Source organism: Novosphingobium sp. ZW T3_23 (assembly GCF_044987305.1).
Classification (GTDB): Bacteria; Pseudomonadota; Alphaproteobacteria; order Sphingomonadales; family Sphingomonadaceae; genus Novosphingobium.
This window is the reverse complement of record NZ_JBJDRF010000044.1, coordinates 13,412-29,759: the sequence shown is the minus strand read 5'-3', so window position 1 is coordinate 29,759 and position 16,348 is coordinate 13,412. Positions and strand designations below refer to the sequence as shown.

At 64.9% G+C, this 16,348-nt stretch carries 15 protein-coding genes and 3 tRNA genes; 9 read left to right on the top strand and 9 right to left on the bottom strand.

Going from position 1 to position 16,348, the window contains the following annotated elements:
* The first annotated feature begins 97 nt into the window (after positions 1-97).
* The 4 genes from ACI3K3_RS18985 (at position 98) to ACI3K3_RS18970 (ending at position 1,803) form a co-directional block, all read left to right on the top strand.
* On the top strand, positions 98-298 hold the full coding sequence (locus ACI3K3_RS18985; protein ID WP_404916487.1) for a hypothetical protein: 201 nt from the start codon (positions 98-100) through the stop codon (positions 296-298).
* A 4-nt stretch (positions 299-302) separates the two neighbouring features.
* Entirely contained in the window at positions 303-650 is a 348-nt protein-coding gene (locus ACI3K3_RS18980) for a cell division protein ZapA (RefSeq protein ID WP_404916485.1), read from the top strand.
* Between the two features lie 387 nt (positions 651-1,037).
* Positions 1,038-1,586 carry a 5-formyltetrahydrofolate cyclo-ligase gene (locus ACI3K3_RS18975; protein WP_404916483.1) on the top strand — a complete coding sequence of 183 codons (549 nt, stop codon included), beginning with the start codon at positions 1,038-1,040 and terminating at the stop codon, positions 1,584-1,586.
* A 1-nt stretch (position 1,587) separates the two neighbouring features.
* Positions 1,588-1,803 carry a DUF2842 domain-containing protein gene (locus ACI3K3_RS18970; protein ID WP_404916481.1) on the top strand — a complete coding sequence of 72 codons (216 nt, stop codon included), beginning with the start codon at positions 1,588-1,590 and terminating at the stop codon, positions 1,801-1,803.
* Between the two features lie 227 nt (positions 1,804-2,030).
* Here the strand turns inward: ACI3K3_RS18970 and ACI3K3_RS18965 are convergent.
* From ACI3K3_RS18965 to thyA, 7 genes are all read right to left on the bottom strand, one after another.
* Positions 2,031-2,107: transfer RNA gene (locus ACI3K3_RS18965), tRNA-Asp, on the bottom strand.
* Positions 2,108-2,194: 87 nt separating this feature from the next.
* A tRNA-Asp gene (locus ACI3K3_RS18960) sits at positions 2,195-2,271 on the bottom strand.
* 374 nt (positions 2,272-2,645) lie between these two features.
* On the bottom strand, positions 2,646-3,230 hold the full coding sequence (locus tag ACI3K3_RS18955; RefSeq protein WP_404916479.1) for a YdeI family protein: 585 nt from the start codon (positions 3,228-3,230) through the stop codon (positions 2,646-2,648).
* Between the two features lie 5 nt (positions 3,231-3,235).
* On the bottom strand, positions 3,236-4,588 hold the full coding sequence (locus ACI3K3_RS18950) for a dihydrolipoamide acetyltransferase family protein (protein WP_404916477.1): 1,353 nt from the start codon (positions 4,586-4,588) through the stop codon (positions 3,236-3,238).
* A gap of 4 nt (positions 4,589-4,592) precedes the next feature.
* Positions 4,593-5,645 carry an alpha-ketoacid dehydrogenase subunit beta gene (locus ACI3K3_RS18945; protein ID WP_404916475.1) on the bottom strand — a complete coding sequence of 351 codons (1,053 nt, stop codon included), beginning with the start codon at positions 5,643-5,645 and terminating at the stop codon, positions 4,593-4,595.
* Between the two features lie 5 nt (positions 5,646-5,650).
* Positions 5,651-6,949 (bottom strand): thiamine pyrophosphate-dependent enzyme, encoded by a 1,299-nt coding sequence (locus ACI3K3_RS18940; RefSeq protein ID WP_404916473.1) that lies wholly within the window; start codon positions 6,947-6,949, stop codon positions 5,651-5,653.
* Positions 6,950-7,103: 154 nt separating this feature from the next.
* Positions 7,104-8,081 (bottom strand): thymidylate synthase, encoded by a 978-nt coding sequence (gene thyA, locus ACI3K3_RS18935; RefSeq protein WP_404916471.1) that lies wholly within the window; start codon positions 8,079-8,081, stop codon positions 7,104-7,106.
* A gap of 91 nt (positions 8,082-8,172) precedes the next feature.
* Here thyA and ACI3K3_RS18930 point away from each other — a divergent pair, with 91 nt between their 5' ends.
* Positions 8,173-8,472 carry a hypothetical protein gene (locus ACI3K3_RS18930; protein WP_404916469.1) on the top strand — a complete coding sequence of 100 codons (300 nt, stop codon included), beginning with the start codon at positions 8,173-8,175 and terminating at the stop codon, positions 8,470-8,472.
* A 97-nt stretch (positions 8,473-8,569) separates the two neighbouring features.
* Here ACI3K3_RS18930 and ACI3K3_RS18925 read toward each other — a convergent pair.
* Positions 8,570-8,646: transfer RNA gene (locus ACI3K3_RS18925), tRNA-Pro, on the bottom strand.
* Positions 8,647-9,020: 374 nt separating this feature from the next.
* Between ACI3K3_RS18925 and ACI3K3_RS18920 the strand changes: the two genes are divergently transcribed.
* On the top strand, positions 9,021-9,617 hold the full coding sequence (locus ACI3K3_RS18920) for a hypothetical protein (protein ID WP_404916467.1): 597 nt from the start codon (positions 9,021-9,023) through the stop codon (positions 9,615-9,617).
* 115 nt (positions 9,618-9,732) lie between these two features.
* Here ACI3K3_RS18920 and recG read toward each other — a convergent pair whose 3' ends face one another.
* Positions 9,733-11,790, bottom strand: coding sequence for an ATP-dependent DNA helicase RecG (recG, locus tag ACI3K3_RS18915; protein WP_404916465.1), 2,058 nt, complete (start codon positions 11,788-11,790; stop codon positions 9,733-9,735).
* A 109-nt stretch (positions 11,791-11,899) separates the two neighbouring features.
* On the opposite strand from recG, the gene ACI3K3_RS18910 reads away from it, so the two are divergent.
* The 3 genes from ACI3K3_RS18910 to mfd all read left to right on the top strand — a co-directional run bounded on the left by ACI3K3_RS18910 (position 11,900) and on the right by mfd (position 16,214).
* On the top strand, positions 11,900-12,334 hold the full coding sequence (locus ACI3K3_RS18910; RefSeq protein WP_404916463.1) for a host attachment protein: 435 nt from the start codon (positions 11,900-11,902) through the stop codon (positions 12,332-12,334).
* A gap of 77 nt (positions 12,335-12,411) precedes the next feature.
* On the top strand, positions 12,412-12,693 hold the full coding sequence (locus tag ACI3K3_RS18905; protein WP_404916461.1) for a succinate dehydrogenase assembly factor 2: 282 nt from the start codon (positions 12,412-12,414) through the stop codon (positions 12,691-12,693).
* A gap of 35 nt (positions 12,694-12,728) precedes the next feature.
* Positions 12,729-16,214: a transcription-repair coupling factor gene (mfd, locus tag ACI3K3_RS18900; RefSeq protein ID WP_404916459.1), complete on the top strand. Its 3,486-nt coding sequence runs from the start codon at positions 12,729-12,731 to the stop codon at positions 16,212-16,214.
* The last annotated feature ends 134 nt before the right edge of the window (positions 16,215-16,348 follow it).

Here is a 16,348-nt window from a genome sequence, read left to right as displayed (position 1 = left end):
TCGCATGGTGGCACATTCGCCCCGGCTGATCGAAAGCCCTGTGAACAAGGCTGCCTGATTTCTTGCCTTTTGGCTATTTCACGGTAGCGCATCGACCATGGAAAAGGTGACGAACGAGGCCGCGACGGAACAGGCGGTCGACAGGATACGGGCCGCACTCGCGCGGCTCGAACGCGCGGTGTCGCACAATCGCGACTTGCAGGAACGCCACGCCCGCCTGCGCGGAACGGTAGAGGAGACGCTGGGAGAGATAGACGCCCTCCTGGCGCCGCGCCTCCCCTCGGAACGGAAACCCTGAGGCGATGGCAAACATCACCCTTACGATCGGCGGGCGCGAATTCATGCTCGCCTGTGCGGACGGCGAAGAACCACACGTCACCGCCCTGGCCCGGATGATCGACGAGAAGCTTGCCCAGGCCGGCGTGGTCGGCCAGACCGAGCCGCGCATGCTCCTGTTCGCGTCGTTGATGCTGGCGGACGAACTCCACGAATTGCGCCGGCGCCCGCCGCAGGCCGTCACGCCGCCGCCTCCTCTGCCATCGCCTCCCGCTCCGGAAATTCCGGCCGTTCTCGTCGAGGAACTGGCGAGGATCGCGGATCATGTCGAAAACCTTGCGGACCTCCTTGAGCAGAAGGCTCCGAATGCCTAAATAAGGGGTGACGGGATCTGCCCGGCACGAGCCGTACGAACATCCCTGAGGCTATAAGCAATCCAATGGGGGCTGTCCCTGCCCGGATCCTGGTCCGGAACACATGGTCCCCACCTGACGTCGAGGCGTCAGAGGATTTCTCGAGCAACGACCCATGGTGGACCCGTCACCCACTACTCAGGCCTCCCCACTACGCGGGCCTCCAGCGCCTTGTTTCGGGCCGCACCTTTTGGGCGCTCGAAATGTCCGAATTCCGACATGCCGCGAAGGCGCTTCGGTGGTATTGTCCGCGTTCTGAACTTCCTGACCCGACATTCTAGAATGGGACCAACGGTGGATTCGTCGCCTCCTCTCTCGCCACCCTCCGATAAAGGCGCCCTGCGCAAGATGCACCGGGCCGCGCGCGCCGAACATGTCGCCTCGCTGCCGCAGGGCATGCGCGCGCTGGTGCTGAACCGTCCGCCCGCGCCCGTTGCGGAGATGATGCCCGAGGGGCTGACCATCGGCCTCTACGCCCCCGTGGGTGACGAAGCGCCGGCCTTCGGCTGGGCGCGCTGGCTTTCGGAGCACGACCGCCGCATCGCCCTGCCCTGGTTCGCGGCGCGCGACAGCACCATGGAATTCCGCGAATGGGCCAATCCCTTCGACGAGGAACAACTCACCATCGGGCCGTGGGGCGCGCTCCAGCCCCTGCCGGATGCCAGGCCGGTGGTTCCGGCCATCGTGGTGGTTCCCCTGATCGCCTTTACGGCACGAGGACATCGCCTTGGACAGGGCGGCGGCCATTACGACCGCTGGCTCGAAGCCAATCCCGACGTTCCCGCGATCGGCCTTGCCTGGGACTGCCAGTTGGCCGAAAGCCTCCCCATGGAGCCGCATGATCGCATTCTCGACGCGATCGTGACGCCGACCCGAATCTACGAGGGGGAGATCTGACTTGCGAGAAACCCCGACGTGGCGAATCCCCATCGGGGTGCTCGGCCTGCTCTTCGCCCTGTGCGCCTACGGCCTGCTGATCGCGAAATATCTGTCGCCGGTGATCGGAAGCTGGCACGTGCTGCTGCAGACGCCGGTCTACCTTGCCCTCGGCATCGTGTGGATATTGCCGCTGAAGCGGTTCCTGATCTGGATGGAGACCGGACGCTGGGGATGATTCTTCGGCGTTTTTTTCGCGGCACGCGAATTGCGGCACCGGCCCGCGCCCCCACCCTACCACCCGCAGGATACTACCGTTGGGTGGTAGGGTGGGGGCGCGGGCCGGTGCCGCTTTAAAAATGCCCCTGCGGGCATTTTTCCAAACAGCTCTCAGCGCGCAAAAGAAAAGGCCGGGCGTGAGCCCGGCCTGTTTCATATCATTGCTTTCCACTTCCCTGAAGGAAGTGGCGCGAGTGACGGGGCTCGAACCCGCGACCTCCGGCGTGACAGGCCGGCACTCTAACCAACTGAGCTACACCCGCGCAGCAATGTATGTGAGGTTTTCAGACTACCTCAAGTCGCTGGTCTACCAGCATTTTTCCTGCCTGTCACAGACAGGAAATCCCAAGTGGCGCGAGTGACGGGGCTCGAACCCGCGACCTCCGGCGTGACAGGCCGGCACTCTAACCAACTGAGCTACACCCGCGTTCTTGCGGTTGCGTCCGCTTGGGAGGCCGCCCTCTATGTCAGCACCGGGTGCCTGTCAACGCGATATTCCAGCGCCCTGAAGATTTTTACGACCGAACCGCGACTAGCCTGTGGACAGTTTAACAGATCGGCGGATTTTGGCGCCGATCTTGCGCTTTCCGTCGCCCGAAAGAGCGGATTGGACGGTTCGGTCGAAGGAAAAATACGCGAAAAAATTTCGAACTTGGCAGAAAACCATTGAGGAGCATCGCAGAAGCCACTCCGACGCATCGTCGCCAGGTGAGCCCGTTCATTGGTGAAAAGCGCTGGTCCCACATCGATCAGAAGGGAGCGAGCCCATGACGGGAATCGCCGCGCGTTCCGAACAGGGCGTCAGGATGAGCGCCGCGGCCTCTCGTACTTCCAGTTGCGGGTCTTGCCTTCGGCTATCCACGCGACCGCCTGAGCCATGCGCTTGTCCCGCGTCACAGCCGTCTTCGCCTCGGTGATCCATTCCAGATAGTCCCGCCGATGCGAAGGAGCGAAATGCTCGAACGCCGCCTGCGCCTCCGGGACGGCTGCGAGCGCGTCGGCAAATTCGCGAGGCATGGGGATCTCGGGACGCGGCTTTCGCACTGCCGGCGCTTTTGCGGGCCTGCCGCCATCGAGAATACGATCCGCTGCCTCGCGCAACAGCATGGCCAATTCGGCCTCCGTCGGCAGATCCGCTTCGCAGGTCACGCGGATGAAACGACGCGACATGGCATCGCCGTGGATACCGAAGGCGCAATGCGCCTTGAACGCGCTCATTCCGGCGACGTTCTTGCCCCGCACGGTAAAATGCGGGACGTTCCACTTGATGGCCTCCTCAGCCTCGGGCAGCGCGCCGTGCGCCATGTCGCGAAGGCGTTCCAGCAGCGGGCGCAGAGATTCCGCGGATCGGGCGATATAATCATCGACACGCGGATCTCTTTTCATGTGCCCTAACCTGCCAGGATGAGTGCGGGAGCCTCTATCAGCTTCTTGAGATCCTGCGCGAAGCTGGCGGCATCCCAGCCGTCCACCACGCGGTGATCACAGGACATCGAAATATTCATGATCTTGCGCTTCTCGATGCGCTCCACCCCGTCGACGCCCTTCACGAACATTGGCCGCTCGACGATGCGGTTCGGGCCGATGATCGCCACTTCCGGACGGTTGATGACCGGTGTGGTCGCCACGCCGCCCATCGGCCCGAGCGAAGTGACGGTGATCGTCGAGCCGGAAAGCTCGGACGACTTGGCCGAACCATCGCGCGCGGCCTGGCCCAGACGGCCGATCTCGGTAGCCAGTTGCCAGAGATTGCGGTCCTGCGCGTCGCGAATCACCGGAACCATCAGCCCCGCAGGAGTCTGCGCCGCCATGCCCAGATGGACCGAGCCGTAGCGCGTCACCACGCCCGCCTCGTCATCGTAATGCGCGTTGAGCATCGGATACCTGGGCAGCAGTTTGCAGATCGCGGTGATCAGGAACGGCAGCATCGTCAGCTTGGGACGCCCGTCCACATTGGCTCCTCGCCCTGCATTGAGCTGCGCGCGGGTTTCCTCCAGCGCGGTCACGTCGAATTCCTCGACATAGGCGAAATGCGGGATCTGGCGCTTGGATGCCGCCATGTTCTCGGCAATGCGGCGGCGCAGGCCGATCACGCGGACCTGCTCGTCCTGCCCTTTGCGTCCGGCAGGCTGGAAGCCGCCCGAGGCGTTGTACGAGAGGAATGAGTCGAGATCGGAGTGACGCAGGCGGCCGCCTTCGGCCGGGCGCACTTCGCCAAGATCGATGCCGAGATCGGCGGCGCGCTTGCGAACAGCAGGGCTGGCCATGACTTTCGCGTGCGCGGCGGGACGAGGCTGCGGTGCCTTGACCCCGCTCGCGGCAGGAGACGGAATGGGTTCCGGCGCAGGTTCGGGCTTCGGCTCGGGAGGCTTTGCCTCGGAAGCTGGCGCTACCGCCTGCTCGACGCGCGCGACATCCTCAGCATCCGGCGTTTCCGCCTCGATCCGCTGCTCCACCACTTCCGCCTTCGGCGCAGGCGCGCGGTCGACTTCGTTCCCCGTACCTTCGACCTCGATCACCACCAGGGGCGAGCCGATGGCGATGACATCTCCTTCGGCGCCCGCCACTTCGACGATCACGCCGGAAACCGGGCTCTCCATCTCGACCGTCGCCTTGTCGGTCATCATGTCGGCAAGGCGGCCGTCTTCCTCGACCGTATCGCCGATCTTGACGTGCCAGGCGACGATCTCGGCTTCGGCGATGCCTTCGCCGATGTCCGGCAGGCGGAATGTGAAACGACCCATCGGATCAATCCTTCATGAGCCGATCGACCGCCTCGCCAATGCGGACGGGACCGGGGAAATAGGCCCACTCGAGGCTGTGCGGATAAGGCGTGTCGAAACCCGTCACGCGCTCCACCGGGGCTTCAAGATGATAGAAGCAGCGCTCCTGGACGAGCGTGACGAGTTCGGCACCGAATCCAGAGGTGCGCGTCGCCTCGTGTATCACCAAGCATTTCCCCGTCTTCTCCACCGACTTTTCCACAGTGTCGATGTCGAGCGGGACGAGGCTGCGCAGATCGATGATCTCGGCATCGATGCCCTTCTCGGCCAGCACCGCTTCGGCCACATGGACCATGGTGCCGTAAGTCACGACCGTCAGCGCCGCGCCTTCACGCACCACGCGCGCCTTGCCGAGCGGCACCTTGTAGTAGCCCTCCGGCACCTGGCTGCCGGGCAGGCCCTTCCATGGCCGGGAGGGACGGTCGTAATAGCCGTCGAACGGGCCGTTGTAGATGCGCTTCGGTTCGAAGAAGATGACCGGATCGTTGTCCTCGATCGCAGCGATCAGCAGGCCCTTGGCGTCATAGGGAGTTGCCGGGATCACCGTCTTGAGCCCGGCGACATGGGTGAACAGCGCCTCGGGACTCTGGCTGTGGGTCTGGCCCCCGAAGATGCCGCCACCGAACGGCGAGCGCACCGTGATCGGCGCGACGAACTCACCGGCCGAGCGATACCGCAGGCGTGCAGCTTCCGATACGAGCTGGTCGAGGCCGGGATAGATGTAGTCCGCGAACTGGATTTCCGGGACCGGGCGCAGGCCATAGGCGGCCATGCCCACCGCGGCGCCGATGATGCCGCATTCGTTGATCGGCGTATCGAAAACGCGGTTCTTGCCGAACTTCTTCTGAAGCCCCGCCGTCGCGCGGAACACGCCGCCGAAATAGCCGACATCCTCGCCCATGATCACGACATCGGGATCGCGCGCCATCATGATGTCGAGCGCGTCGTTGATCGCCTCGATCATGTTCATCGGGCGGCTCGGCGCGTCGTGGAGGCTGACGGGGTTTTCCTCGATCATGGTCCTCACTCCTTCCACTCCGGCCATTTGGTCTGTCGCTCGCGGATCGCCTGATCGGCCTGCTCCTGGAGATGCCAGGGCAATTCCTCGAAGACGTCCTCGAACATGGTGTGGAACGGATGGTGCAGGCCGTGGCCGAGGATGCCGTTCTTCTCGGCTTCCTTGGTGGCCGCCTTGACCTGCTCCGCAAGGTCACGGTCCATCGCCTCGTGCTGCTCCTCCGACCATTCGCCAAGCGCGATCAGGTGCTTCTTGAGGCGCATGATCGGATCGCCCAGCGGCCAGTCCTCGGCCTCGCGCGCGGAGCGGTAGGCGTTGGGGTCGTCCGAAGTCGAATGGCCTTCCGCGCGGTAGGTGAAGTGCTCGATCAGGGTCGGGCCCTTGTTGGCGCGGGCGCGGTTGGCGGCCCATTCCATGGCGGCATAGACTGCAAGGATGTCGTTGCCGTCCACCCGCAGCCCGGCAATGCCGTAGCCCGCCGCGCGTGCCGCGAAGGTCGTGCGCTCCGCCCCGGCAAAGCCCGAGAAGCTGGAGATCGCCCACTGGTTGTTGACCACGTTGAGCACCACCGGGGCGTTGTAGACTGCCGCGAAGGTCATCGCCGCGTGGAAATCGCCCTCGGCGCTGGAGCCTTCGCCCACGAAGCTGGTGGCGATGCGCGTATCGCCCTTGATCGCGCTGGCCATCGCCCAGCCAACTGCTTGCGGAAACTGGGTGGCAAGGTTGCCGGAGATAGAGAAGAACCCGTAGTCCTTGGCCGAATACATGATCGGCAGTTGTCGGCCCTTCAGCGGGTCGGCGCGGTTGGAGTAGATCTGGTTGACCATCTCCACCAGCGGATAGCCGCGCGCGATCAGGATACCCTGCTGGCGGTAGCTGGGGAACACCATGTCATCCGCCGCAAGCGCGTGGGCGCAGGCGATCGAGATCGCCTCTTCGCCGGTGGATTTCATGTAGAAGCTGGTCTTGCCCTGCCGCTGGCCGCGATACATCCGATCGTCGAACGCGCGGGTGAGCGCCATCGTGGAGAGCATGCGCCGCAGCGTCTCGGGGTCCAGGTGGGGATCCCAGGGCCCCGTGGCGCGATGATCGTCATCCAGCACGCGGATCATGTCGAGGGTAAGCGGCCAGGTGGCCCCCGCTTCGCAGGCCTCGTCCGGCCGGGCCAGAAGGCCCGGTTCGGGGATTTGCAGGTGAGAGTAATCCACCGTGTCACCGGGCCGATACTTCGGCTCGGGGACATAGAGATCGAGTGGCGGCAAATTGCCGCGCGATTTACCTGTACGAACCGGGCCTTCGGCCATTCTGGTTATCCTCTCCCGCCTTTCCGGGCCATGGAAAGCCGAACCGAGCCAGGAAAAAGGGACGAACCTGGCGCGTTTCAAAATTCCACGGTCAGGTCATATTATTTCAACCTCCGGCAATGTCAATCCACAGATGAGAGCCGCTAAACCGGCCCTAGACAGCCACCGGCGCGGCGATGTGCGCTTGCGGCGCGTAGCCGGAAACCACGAAATCCTCGATCCGGTAGTCGAAGATCGAATCGGGCCTGCGGCCGATTTCGAGCCGCGCTTCGCCTTCGGGTTGGCGCGAGAGCTGCTCTTCGACCAGGCCGGCATGGTTGAGGTAGAGATGGACATCACCGCCCATCCAAACGACCTCGCCCGGCTCAAGGTTGCATTGCTGCGCGAACATGCGGGTCAGCAGCGCCAGCGACCACATATTGAAGGCGAAACCCAGCCCGAGATCGCAGCTGCGCTGATAGAGCGCGCAAGAAAGGCGCCCATCGGCCACATGGAACTGATAGCTCTTGTGACAGGGCGGCAGCGCCATCGAATCCAGCTCCGCGACGTTCCACCCCTCGATGATGTGGCGGCGGCTGCCGGGATTTTGCTTCAGGCTCTCGATCACTTGCGCGACCTGGTTCACCCCGGCATCGCGCCGGCGATAGAGCCCCTCGCCCGCATCCTCGTAGACCGGCCAATCGACCCACTGCTTGCCGTAGACCGGGCCGAGATCGCCCCACTTCTCTGCAAAGGCCGCGTCCTCGACGATACGGCGAGAGAATTCGGCGCGCTCGATCGTCTCGCCGGTTTCGCGGCGATAGCGGTCCAGCGGCCAGTCGGTCCAGATTTCAACGCCTTGCGCGCAGAGCGACCGGATATTGGTGTCCCCGGTCAGGAACCACAGCATTTCGCGCGTGGCGGTCTTCCAGTAGACGCGCTTGGTGGTAAGCAGGGGCATCGCGCCGCCGGACAGGTCGAAGCGGATCGTCGCGCCGAACACCGAACGCGTGCCGACGCCGGTGCGGTCCACCCGCTCGTCGCCCTCCTCCCAGATCCGGCGCATAAGATCGAGGTACTGCCACTCCCAGTGGCGTTTCTGCCCGGCAGGTGTGATCGAAGCGGTGGAATCGGCTGTCAGTATTTCGGTCATGCGCGAAACCTAGCCGATCGCGGGAAAGGTTCAAACGAACAGCGTCCCGCTTGACCGGGGATATGAGCGTCCGGCATCACGTTCGAATATCATGACACTGTTGCAGCACGCCTTTCTCGCGATCCTGATCCAGCTCGTCCTGCGCCTCGCCGCCGGAAACTGGTGGTCGGGAGCGGCCGTGGCCTCCGCCTATTTCGTCGGCCGCGAGGTTGCGCAGGCCGAATACCGCTGGATCGAGTGGTTCGGCGGCGGCTTGAGGGCGAACATGCCTTGGTGGGGTCCATTCGACCTTCGCGTCTGGCCCAAGCTCGACCAATGGATGGACTGGATCGGGCCGATCGTGGTCACCTGCTCGATCGCCGCGGTCATGGCCGCCAGACGTCGCCGGTGAGACCCATGCGCACCATCGGGTTCACAAGAGGAAGGAGCCCAGACAGCAAAAAACCCAGCGTTTCCGCTGGGTTTCTAAGCCTCACCCGAAGGTGAAATGGTCGGGGAAAGAGGATTCGAACCTCCGGCCCCTGCCTCCCGAAGACAGTGCTCTACCAGGCTGAGCTATTCCCCGACCGGGTGGGCGTTCCGAAGAGCGCCCTGGGCAGGAGCGCGCCTATATAGGGCGACTCCGGGGGTGGCAAGGGGCCATTCTCATTTTTGTTCGGGCTATCGGCCCGCAAGCTGCAAGAACGGCCGCCAGAGCACCGAAAACTCTCAAAAATCCTAGCAAAAACAAAAATTTCCACAGGCTGCATTTCCACGATACGTGCCTGCGGCGGTGAGTTTTCCCAAGCGAATCTTGTCATGTGAAGCGTCAATTCAGGCGAATCGGACCGATTTCCGCCTTCACCTTACCCCTTTCGGCCAGCCCTATTGTCGCAGTCGCGCCGCCCCGGCAGAACGGCGACGAGGGATGCATTGTCGGCAAAAGCTTCAGGAGTGACGATGCGACATCTGCGAACGTTCAGCGCCTTGGCCCGGCGCAACCTGCCCGGACTCCTTGCCCTCGCTTTGCCGTCCGTGGTTCTCGCCTCCGGAGCGCCGCCTGCTCCCGTCCGGCTGACGCCCGTCACGCTGGCGGCAGGCATCAACCCCATGCCCGATATCGCCGGAACCGGAGAGGCAGGGTCGATCGCGCAGCTCTGGCGGCAGAACAACAAGGTGCGCGGGCAGCATGTCTTCCTGGTGAAAGTGGGAGAGGCCACCGCCAGCTTCGAAGGCCGGGAGCAGATCGAGGACAGGCCGGACGTTGGTGACGACATGATCCGCTCCGTCCGCTTCGCGCGCGGCGAATATCGCGGCGTCTCGACACTCTATATATTGACGGCCAGCCGCGACATCGGTGCCTCGACCTATGAGGCCGCGCTCACGCGCATCCAGTCCTTCGCGCTGGTGAGGAAGGGCGGGGCTTTCACTTTCGCTCCGGTGCAGGACTTTCCGGCCAAGGAAAAATACTGCCATGCCGACGCGGCCCTGCTGGCTGAACTGAACTTTCCGCTTTCGCCTGTTTATGCGGGACGGGTGACGCCGACGGGATGTTGAACAGCCGTCGTCCCGGACTTGATCCGGGACCGCTGGCAGTTCTTGAGGCGCCACGCCGCGAGCAAGGCGGGCCCGGCCACCGGTCCCGGATCAAGTCCGGGACGACGAGACTGCGTCATCCGCCGCGCAGCAATTGCACGCCCCAGTCGCGTTCGAACAGATAGAGCAACAAGCGTGCCGCTTCGCCGCGCGGGCCGGCCAGGCCGCCGTCGCGTTCGATCAGCAGGCGGGCGTCGTCGTGGGCCAGCGGTAGCAGTTTGGTGATCTGTTCCAGGCTGGCGATGCGGAACGGGGTGTCGCCCGACTGCCGCGTGCCCAGCAGTTCGCCGCCGCCGCGCAGTTGCAGATCCTCCTCGGCCAGACGGAAGCCGTCCTGCGTTTCCCGCATCAGGGCAAGGCGCTGGCGGGCGGTTTCGCTGAGCTGCTGGCCGCGCAGCAGGAGGCAGGTCGATTTCTCGCTGCCGCGCCCCACGCGCCCGCGTAGCTGGTGAAGCTGCGCCAGGCCGAAGCGCTCGGCCTGCTCGATCACCATGAGCGTGGCATTCGGCACGTCGACGCCAACCTCGATCACCGTGGTCGCCACCAGCACCGCAGCCTCGCCGCTGGAAAAACGCTCCATGCCCGCGTCTTTCGCCTCGGGCTTGAGCTGGCCGTGGACGAGCACCACCCGATCCCCGAAACGCTCCTTCAGTGTCGCATAGCGCGCCTCGGCGGCGGCAAGATCGTCGTTCTCGCTTTCGCTGACCATCGGGCAGACCCAATAGGCCTGCTGGCCCGTCTCGATATGGCGAGCGATGCCCTCTACCACGTCGGCCATGCGCTCCACCGATACCACGCGCGTATCGATGGCCTGGCGCCCCGGCGGCAGTTCGTCGAGCTTGGAGACTTCCATCTCTCCATACTGGGCGAGCGTCAGCGTTCGGGGGATCGGCGTGGCGGTCATTGCCAGGGTATGCGGCGTCCGGCGCCCCTTGCGCGCCAGCATCAGCCGCTGGCCGACGCCGAAGCGGTGCTGCTCGTCGATCACCACCAGCGCCAGATTGCGATAGGACACGGTATCCTGGAAAATCGCGTGAGTGCCGACGATGATATCTATGGAGCCGCCGACCAACCCCATCAGGATAGCCTCGCGCGCCTTGCCCTTGTCGCGCCCGGTCAGCAGCGCGATTTCGACGCCGGTGCCCTGGAGCATCCTGGCCAGCGTCTCGTAATGCTGGCGAGCGAGAATCTCGGTCGGCGCGAGCAGCGCCGCCTGCGCCCCGGCCTCCACCGCGATGAGCATGGCGTTGAGCGCGACCACCGTCTTGCCCGCGCCGACATCTCCCTGAAGCAGACGCAGCATCGGCGCGTTCTGCGCCACGTCGCCCTCGATCTCGTCAATGGAGCGCTTCTGCGCGCCGGTCAGCGCGAACGGAAGCTTCAGCCTGGCGCGCAGCGCACCGTCGCCCTTCAGCGGCGTGCCGGACTGCTTGCGGTTGCTCTCCCGCACCAACATCAGCGCCAGCGCATTGGCCAGCAGCTCGTCATAGGCGAGCCGGTCTCGCGCCTGGGCATGGGTGCCGCGGTGGACTTCGCGCACGGCCTCGTGCCAGCCGGGCCACTTCATCTTGTCGTACAAACCCGGCTCGATCCACTCGGTCAGTGCGGGCACCGCCTTGAGCGCCTGCTGCACCAGCCCCGCCACGCGCCCCTGCGTCAGCCCTTCGGACAGCGGATAGACCGCCTCGCACAGCTGGCCCACCGGCGCGGCGCTGCTTTCCGAGATATGTTCGGGATGCACCATCTGGAGCATCTGGCCATACTGGTCGAGGCGCCCGGCCACCCAGCGTGTCTCGCCCACGGGAAGCTGCTTCTTCGCCGTGTAGGACGCGCGCCCGAAATAGGTGATCGTGCAAATGTTGCCGGCCGTGTCCTCGGCTATTACCCGGAATGGCCCGCGCCCTGACGGCGAGCGATGCTCGCGCACGGCAAGCTGGACGATCACGTTCTCGCCCACGCCGGCATCGTCGAGATTGGTGACGGCGCGCCGCTCCACGAAGCGATCCGGCAGATGATAGAGCAGATCCCGGATGCGGGTCAGCCCTAGTTTCTCCAGCGGACGCTTGAGCTTGGGGCCCACGCCATCCAGGGAATCGGTCTCGGTGAACAGGCAATTCAGAGCTTCGGGCCGCATGGGCAGCCTCTTAGCGCGACTACCTCTCGTTTCGCCAGACCGTTGGGGAACGGATTTGCGGACAGCCACGTTGGTTCGATGTCCCCCATCACCAGCATAGGAGAAATGCATGCTTCTTCCGCACGGAACCGTGTTTGCGATCGTCGACGGTGAAAACTTCGAACTCTATCGCAACGCGGGTCGCGAAGCCGCGCCGAAACTCACCGCGCTGGACACTCCGGACCTCGAGGCCACCAACTTCAGCGCCGGCTTCCGCCGCCGCGACGATGCCGTCTCGCGTCACCAGGCCCGCACGGGCGACGGCAGCAACGATTCGCTCGATGAAAGCGCCCATGCCGCCGCCGTGGCGGGTTGGCTCAACCAACAGGTGCTCGACCGCGAGATCGACCAGCTCGTGATCGTGGCGGATCCCCGCTCGCTGGGCGAGATGCGGCGGCACTATCACAAGGAACTGAAGAGCGCCCTGCTCACCGAAGTCCCCAAGACCATGACCGGGCGGCGCGGCGAAGAGATCATCAAGGTGTTCCAGCCCGCCCGAACCTGAACAGCCCGATCCTGAACAGCCCGATCCTGAACAACCCGAACTTGCCCATGCCCGCGCCGTATCGTAACGGCGCGGGCATGACCGAACTTTCACCCCAGAGGCAGGAGCGGCTCGCCCGCCTCAAGTTCCGCGCCTGGCATCGCGGCACGCGCGAGGCCGATTACATGATCGGCTGCTTCTTCGACCGCTTCCACAGCGAATGGACCGACGCCGACCTCGATCTCTTCGAAAGGATGATCGACGAGGAGGATGTCGACATCATGGCGTGGGCTTTGGGCACGCAAAGCATCCCCGAAGACTATCGCGGCCCGATGATGGACCGCATGATGAAGCTCGATTACGTCGAAATTCCACGCTGAACTCCCGATTCACCAGGGGCTGACCTGACGCCGGCATGACCGATTTCCAACGCATTCTCGCGGCGACTTCGCCTCTCACGCTCGCTTCGGTAACGCGCGGCGCCCAGCCGCTGGTTATGGCGGACCTCGCCCGCGCCGCAGCCAGTGCCGCCAAGGCCGGCCGTGCGGTCTTCATCGCCGACAACGAAAGCGCAATGCGCGCCGTGGCCGAGGCCGCGCAGTTCTTCGCTCCGGAGCTGGACGTTCTCGAATTTCCGGCGTGGGATTGCCTCCCCTACGACCGCGCCAGCCCGGCCCTTTCGGTCAGCGCCCGCCGCCTTGCCGCCCTGCACCGGCTCCAGCTCAAGCGCAGCGGCCCGCAGCTTCTGGTCACCACCGCCAATGCCGTGCTCCAGCGCGTGCTCACGCCGTTCCGCATCCGCGAATCGGTGCGCCTGCTGAAACCCAATACCGAGATCGGCCACGAGAGCCTGATCGCATTGCTGCGCCGTCAGGGCTACCAGCGCAGCGATACCGCGATCGACGCGGGCGAGTTCGCGGTGCGCGGCTCGATCTTCGATATCGTCCCCTCCGGTCTGGAAGGCGGCCTGCGCCTCGACTTCTTCGGGGACGAACTCGAAACCCTGCGCCTGTTCGATACCGGCACCCAGCGCACCACGGGTTCAGTGCCGGAGCACCTGCTGCTCCCCGCCAGCGAAGCCCTGATCGACGACGACAGCGTCAAGCGCTTCCGCAGCCGCTACCGCGAGATGTTCGGCGCCAACGCCACGGCCGATCCGCTCTACCAGGCGGTCAGCGATGGTCGTCGCCTGGCGGGCATGGAGCACTGGCTGCCGCTGTTCGAGGACAGGCTGGTCACCCTGTTCGATCACCTGTCCGACGACGACCTGCTGGTGATCGACAGCTCTGCGCTCGGCGCCACGGACGAGCGCTTCACCGACATCGCGGACTATCACAAGGCCCGCCTGGAAACCTCGGGCCAGAAGGCGGGATCTTATCGTCCGCTGGCCGCCGACGCGCTCTATCTGGGACGCGACGAGTTCGAGCAGGCCGTTGCCGCTTTCCCGGTCCACCGCGCCGATCCCTTCGCGCAGCCCGAATCGAAGACGGTCATCGATTTCGGCTTCGGCAACGCCCGCGACTTCACCCCCGAACGCGCGCGCGGCGACAATGCCTATGAAGCCGCCGCCAAGCATCTTCACGCCGTCGCGAAATCAGGTCGCAAGGCGATCCTCGCCGCCTATTCCACCGGCAGCCGTGCGCGTCTCGTCTCGATCCTCGGCGAGGCTCAGGGGCCGGAACCCAAGCTGGCCGACACCTGGCAGGAAGCGCTCGGCCTTGCCGTTCAGGGTCGCTCCGCCGCGCTGGTGCTGCCGCTGGAAACCGGCTTCACCAACGAGTCCGTCGAAGTCGTCACCGAGCAGGACATCCTGGGCGACCGCCTGGTCCGCCGGAAGAAAAAGAAGAAGGATTCCGACGCCTTCCTAGCCGAACTGGCGGCACTGACGCCGGGCGACCTGATCGTCCACATGGACCACGGCATCGGGCGCTACGAAGGCCTCCAGTCGATCCCCGTCGGCCAGAGCCCGCACGATTGCGTCATGCTGACCTATGCGGGCGGCGACAAGCTATACATCCCCGTCGAGAACCTCGACGTCCTCTCGCGCTACGGCAGCGAGGCGGAAGGCGTCGCGCTCGACAAACTGGGCGGCGAAGCCTGGCAGAAGCGCCGCGCCAGGCTGAAGGAACGCATCCGCGAGATCGCGGGCGAACTGATGAAGACCGCCGCCGAGCGCGCCCTGCGCGTCGCGCCGGCGCTGCTGCCCGAAAAATCGTCCTACGACCAGTTCGTCGATCGCTTCCCCTGGCAGGAAACCGAGGACCAGGAACACGCCATCGACGACGTGCTGGGCGACCTTGCCGAGGGCAAGCCGATGGACCGCCTGGTCTGCGGCGACGTCGGCTTCGGCAAGACCGAAGTCGCCCTGCGCGCGGCCTTCGTCGCCGCCATGGCGGGCCAGCAGGTCGCCGTGGTCGCGCCGACCACCCTGCTCGCGCGCCAACACTATTCGAGCTTCGCGGAACGCTTCAACGGATTCCCGCTGGAAGTCGGCCGCCTTTCGCGACTGGTGCCGGAAAAGGAAGCCCGGACCACCCGCGAAGGCCTGACCGCAGGCACCATGGACGTCGTCTGCGGAACCCACGCGATCCTAGCGAAGTCCGTCAACTTCAAGCGGCTCGGCCTGGTCATCGTCGACGAGGAGCAGCGCTTCGGCGTCAACCACAAGGAGCGCCTCAAGCAGCTTCGCACCGACGTCCACGTCCTGACGCTCACCGCCACGCCGATCCCGCGCACGCTTCAGATGGCGATGTCGGGCCTGCGCGAACTCTCGACCATCCAGACCCCGCCGGTGGACCGCCTTGCGGTGCGCACCTATGTGATGGAATGGGACGAGATGGTGATGCGCGAGGCCCTGCTGCGCGAACACCATCGCGGCGGCCAGAGCTTCATCGTCGTGCCCCGCATCTCGGACATGGCCGAAGTCGAGGAATGGCTGGCCAAGCATGTGCCCGAAGTGAAGGTCATCTCTGCCCACGGCCAGATGAGCGCGGGCGAAGTGGAAGAACGCATGAGCGCCTTCTACGAGGGCAAGTACGAGGTACTGCTTTCCACCACGATTGTCGAAAGCGGCATCGACATTCCGCGCGCCAACACCATTATCATCCACCGCGCCGATCGCTTCGGCCTGGCCCAGCTCTATCAGCTGCGTGGACGCGTAGGCCGCTCGAAACTGCGCGCCTATGCCTACCTGACGACGCCTGCCGGGCGAGCCCTGTCCGAAGTGGCCGAAAAGCGCCTCAAGGTCTTGAGCGACCTCGATTCGCTGGGCGCGGGCTTCCAGCTTGCCAGCCACGACCTCGACATTCGCGGCGCGGGCAACCTGCTGGGCGACGAACAGTCCGGCCATATCCGCGAGGTCGGCTTCGAACTGTATCAGTCGATGCTGGAGGACGCGATCCTTGAAGCCCGCGCGGGCGGCGTCGGCCTTGAGAAGAACACATCGGGGCTCAGCCCGCAGATCACCGTCGACGCGCCGATCATGATCCCGGAGGATTACGTCCCCGATCTGGCCGTTCGCATGGCGCTCTATCGCCGCCTCAACGACGCCGACAGCAAGGACGAGATCGAATCGCTCTCGGCCGAGATGATCGACCGTTTCGGCCCCCTGCCTCCGGCCACGGCGAACCTCGTCCAGCTCATCCAGATCAAGCGGCAGGCGATCGCGGCGCATATCGCCAAGGTCGACGTCGGTCCGCGCGGCACGCTGGTCAGCTTCCACAACGACAGCTTCCCCAACCCGGCCGGCCTCATCGCCTATGCCGAGCGTCTCCACGGCACGGTCAAGCTGCGGCCCGACAACAAGCTGGTGCTCGCGCGCGCCTGGGGCGATCCGAAGAGCCGGTTGAATGGGCTCCTGCAGCTGACGAAGGGGCTGGCAGCCGTAGCGCGCAAGGGCTGACACCTCGCCAAAAAACCACCGTCATCCTGAACTTGTTTCAGGACCCATTTTTGACCATCAGCGTCCGGTTGATCGGCGAGATGGATCCTGAAACGAGTTCAGGATGACGTATGTGGTCGGCGCCGCCTTTTGCC

What these genes read in the sequence shown, in the direction of transcription:
- ACI3K3_RS18940 (WP_404916473.1), bottom strand. Translation starts at nt 6,949, where the DNA reads ATGGCCGAAGGCCCGGTTCGTACAGGTAAATCGCGCGGCAATTTGCCG.
- ACI3K3_RS18945 (WP_404916475.1), bottom strand. Translation starts at nt 5,645, where the DNA reads ATGATCGAGGAAAACCCCGTCAGCCTCCACGACGCGCCGAGCCGCCCG.
- ACI3K3_RS18905 (WP_404916461.1), top strand. Translation starts at nt 12,412, where the DNA reads ATGACCGAACTTTCACCCCAGAGGCAGGAGCGGCTCGCCCGCCTCAAG.
- ACI3K3_RS18930 (WP_404916469.1), top strand. Translation starts at nt 8,173, where the DNA reads ATGACACTGTTGCAGCACGCCTTTCTCGCGATCCTGATCCAGCTCGTC.
- ACI3K3_RS18910 (WP_404916463.1), top strand. Translation starts at nt 11,900, where the DNA reads ATGCTTCTTCCGCACGGAACCGTGTTTGCGATCGTCGACGGTGAAAAC.
- mfd (WP_404916459.1), top strand. Translation starts at nt 12,729, where the DNA reads ATGACCGATTTCCAACGCATTCTCGCGGCGACTTCGCCTCTCACGCTC.
- ACI3K3_RS18955 (WP_404916479.1), bottom strand. Translation starts at nt 3,230, where the DNA reads ATGAAAAGAGATCCGCGTGTCGATGATTATATCGCCCGATCCGCGGAA.
- ACI3K3_RS18975 (WP_404916483.1), top strand. Translation starts at nt 1,038, where the DNA reads ATGCACCGGGCCGCGCGCGCCGAACATGTCGCCTCGCTGCCGCAGGGC.
- ACI3K3_RS18950 (WP_404916477.1), bottom strand. Translation starts at nt 4,588, where the DNA reads ATGGGTCGTTTCACATTCCGCCTGCCGGACATCGGCGAAGGCATCGCC.
- ACI3K3_RS18920 (WP_404916467.1), top strand. Translation starts at nt 9,021, where the DNA reads ATGCGACATCTGCGAACGTTCAGCGCCTTGGCCCGGCGCAACCTGCCC.
- recG (WP_404916465.1), bottom strand. Translation starts at nt 11,790, where the DNA reads ATGCGGCCCGAAGCTCTGAATTGCCTGTTCACCGAGACCGATTCCCTG.
- ACI3K3_RS18985 (WP_404916487.1), top strand. Translation starts at nt 98, where the DNA reads ATGGAAAAGGTGACGAACGAGGCCGCGACGGAACAGGCGGTCGACAGG.
- ACI3K3_RS18980 (WP_404916485.1), top strand. Translation starts at nt 303, where the DNA reads ATGGCAAACATCACCCTTACGATCGGCGGGCGCGAATTCATGCTCGCC.
- thyA (WP_404916471.1), bottom strand. Translation starts at nt 8,081, where the DNA reads ATGACCGAAATACTGACAGCCGATTCCACCGCTTCGATCACACCTGCC.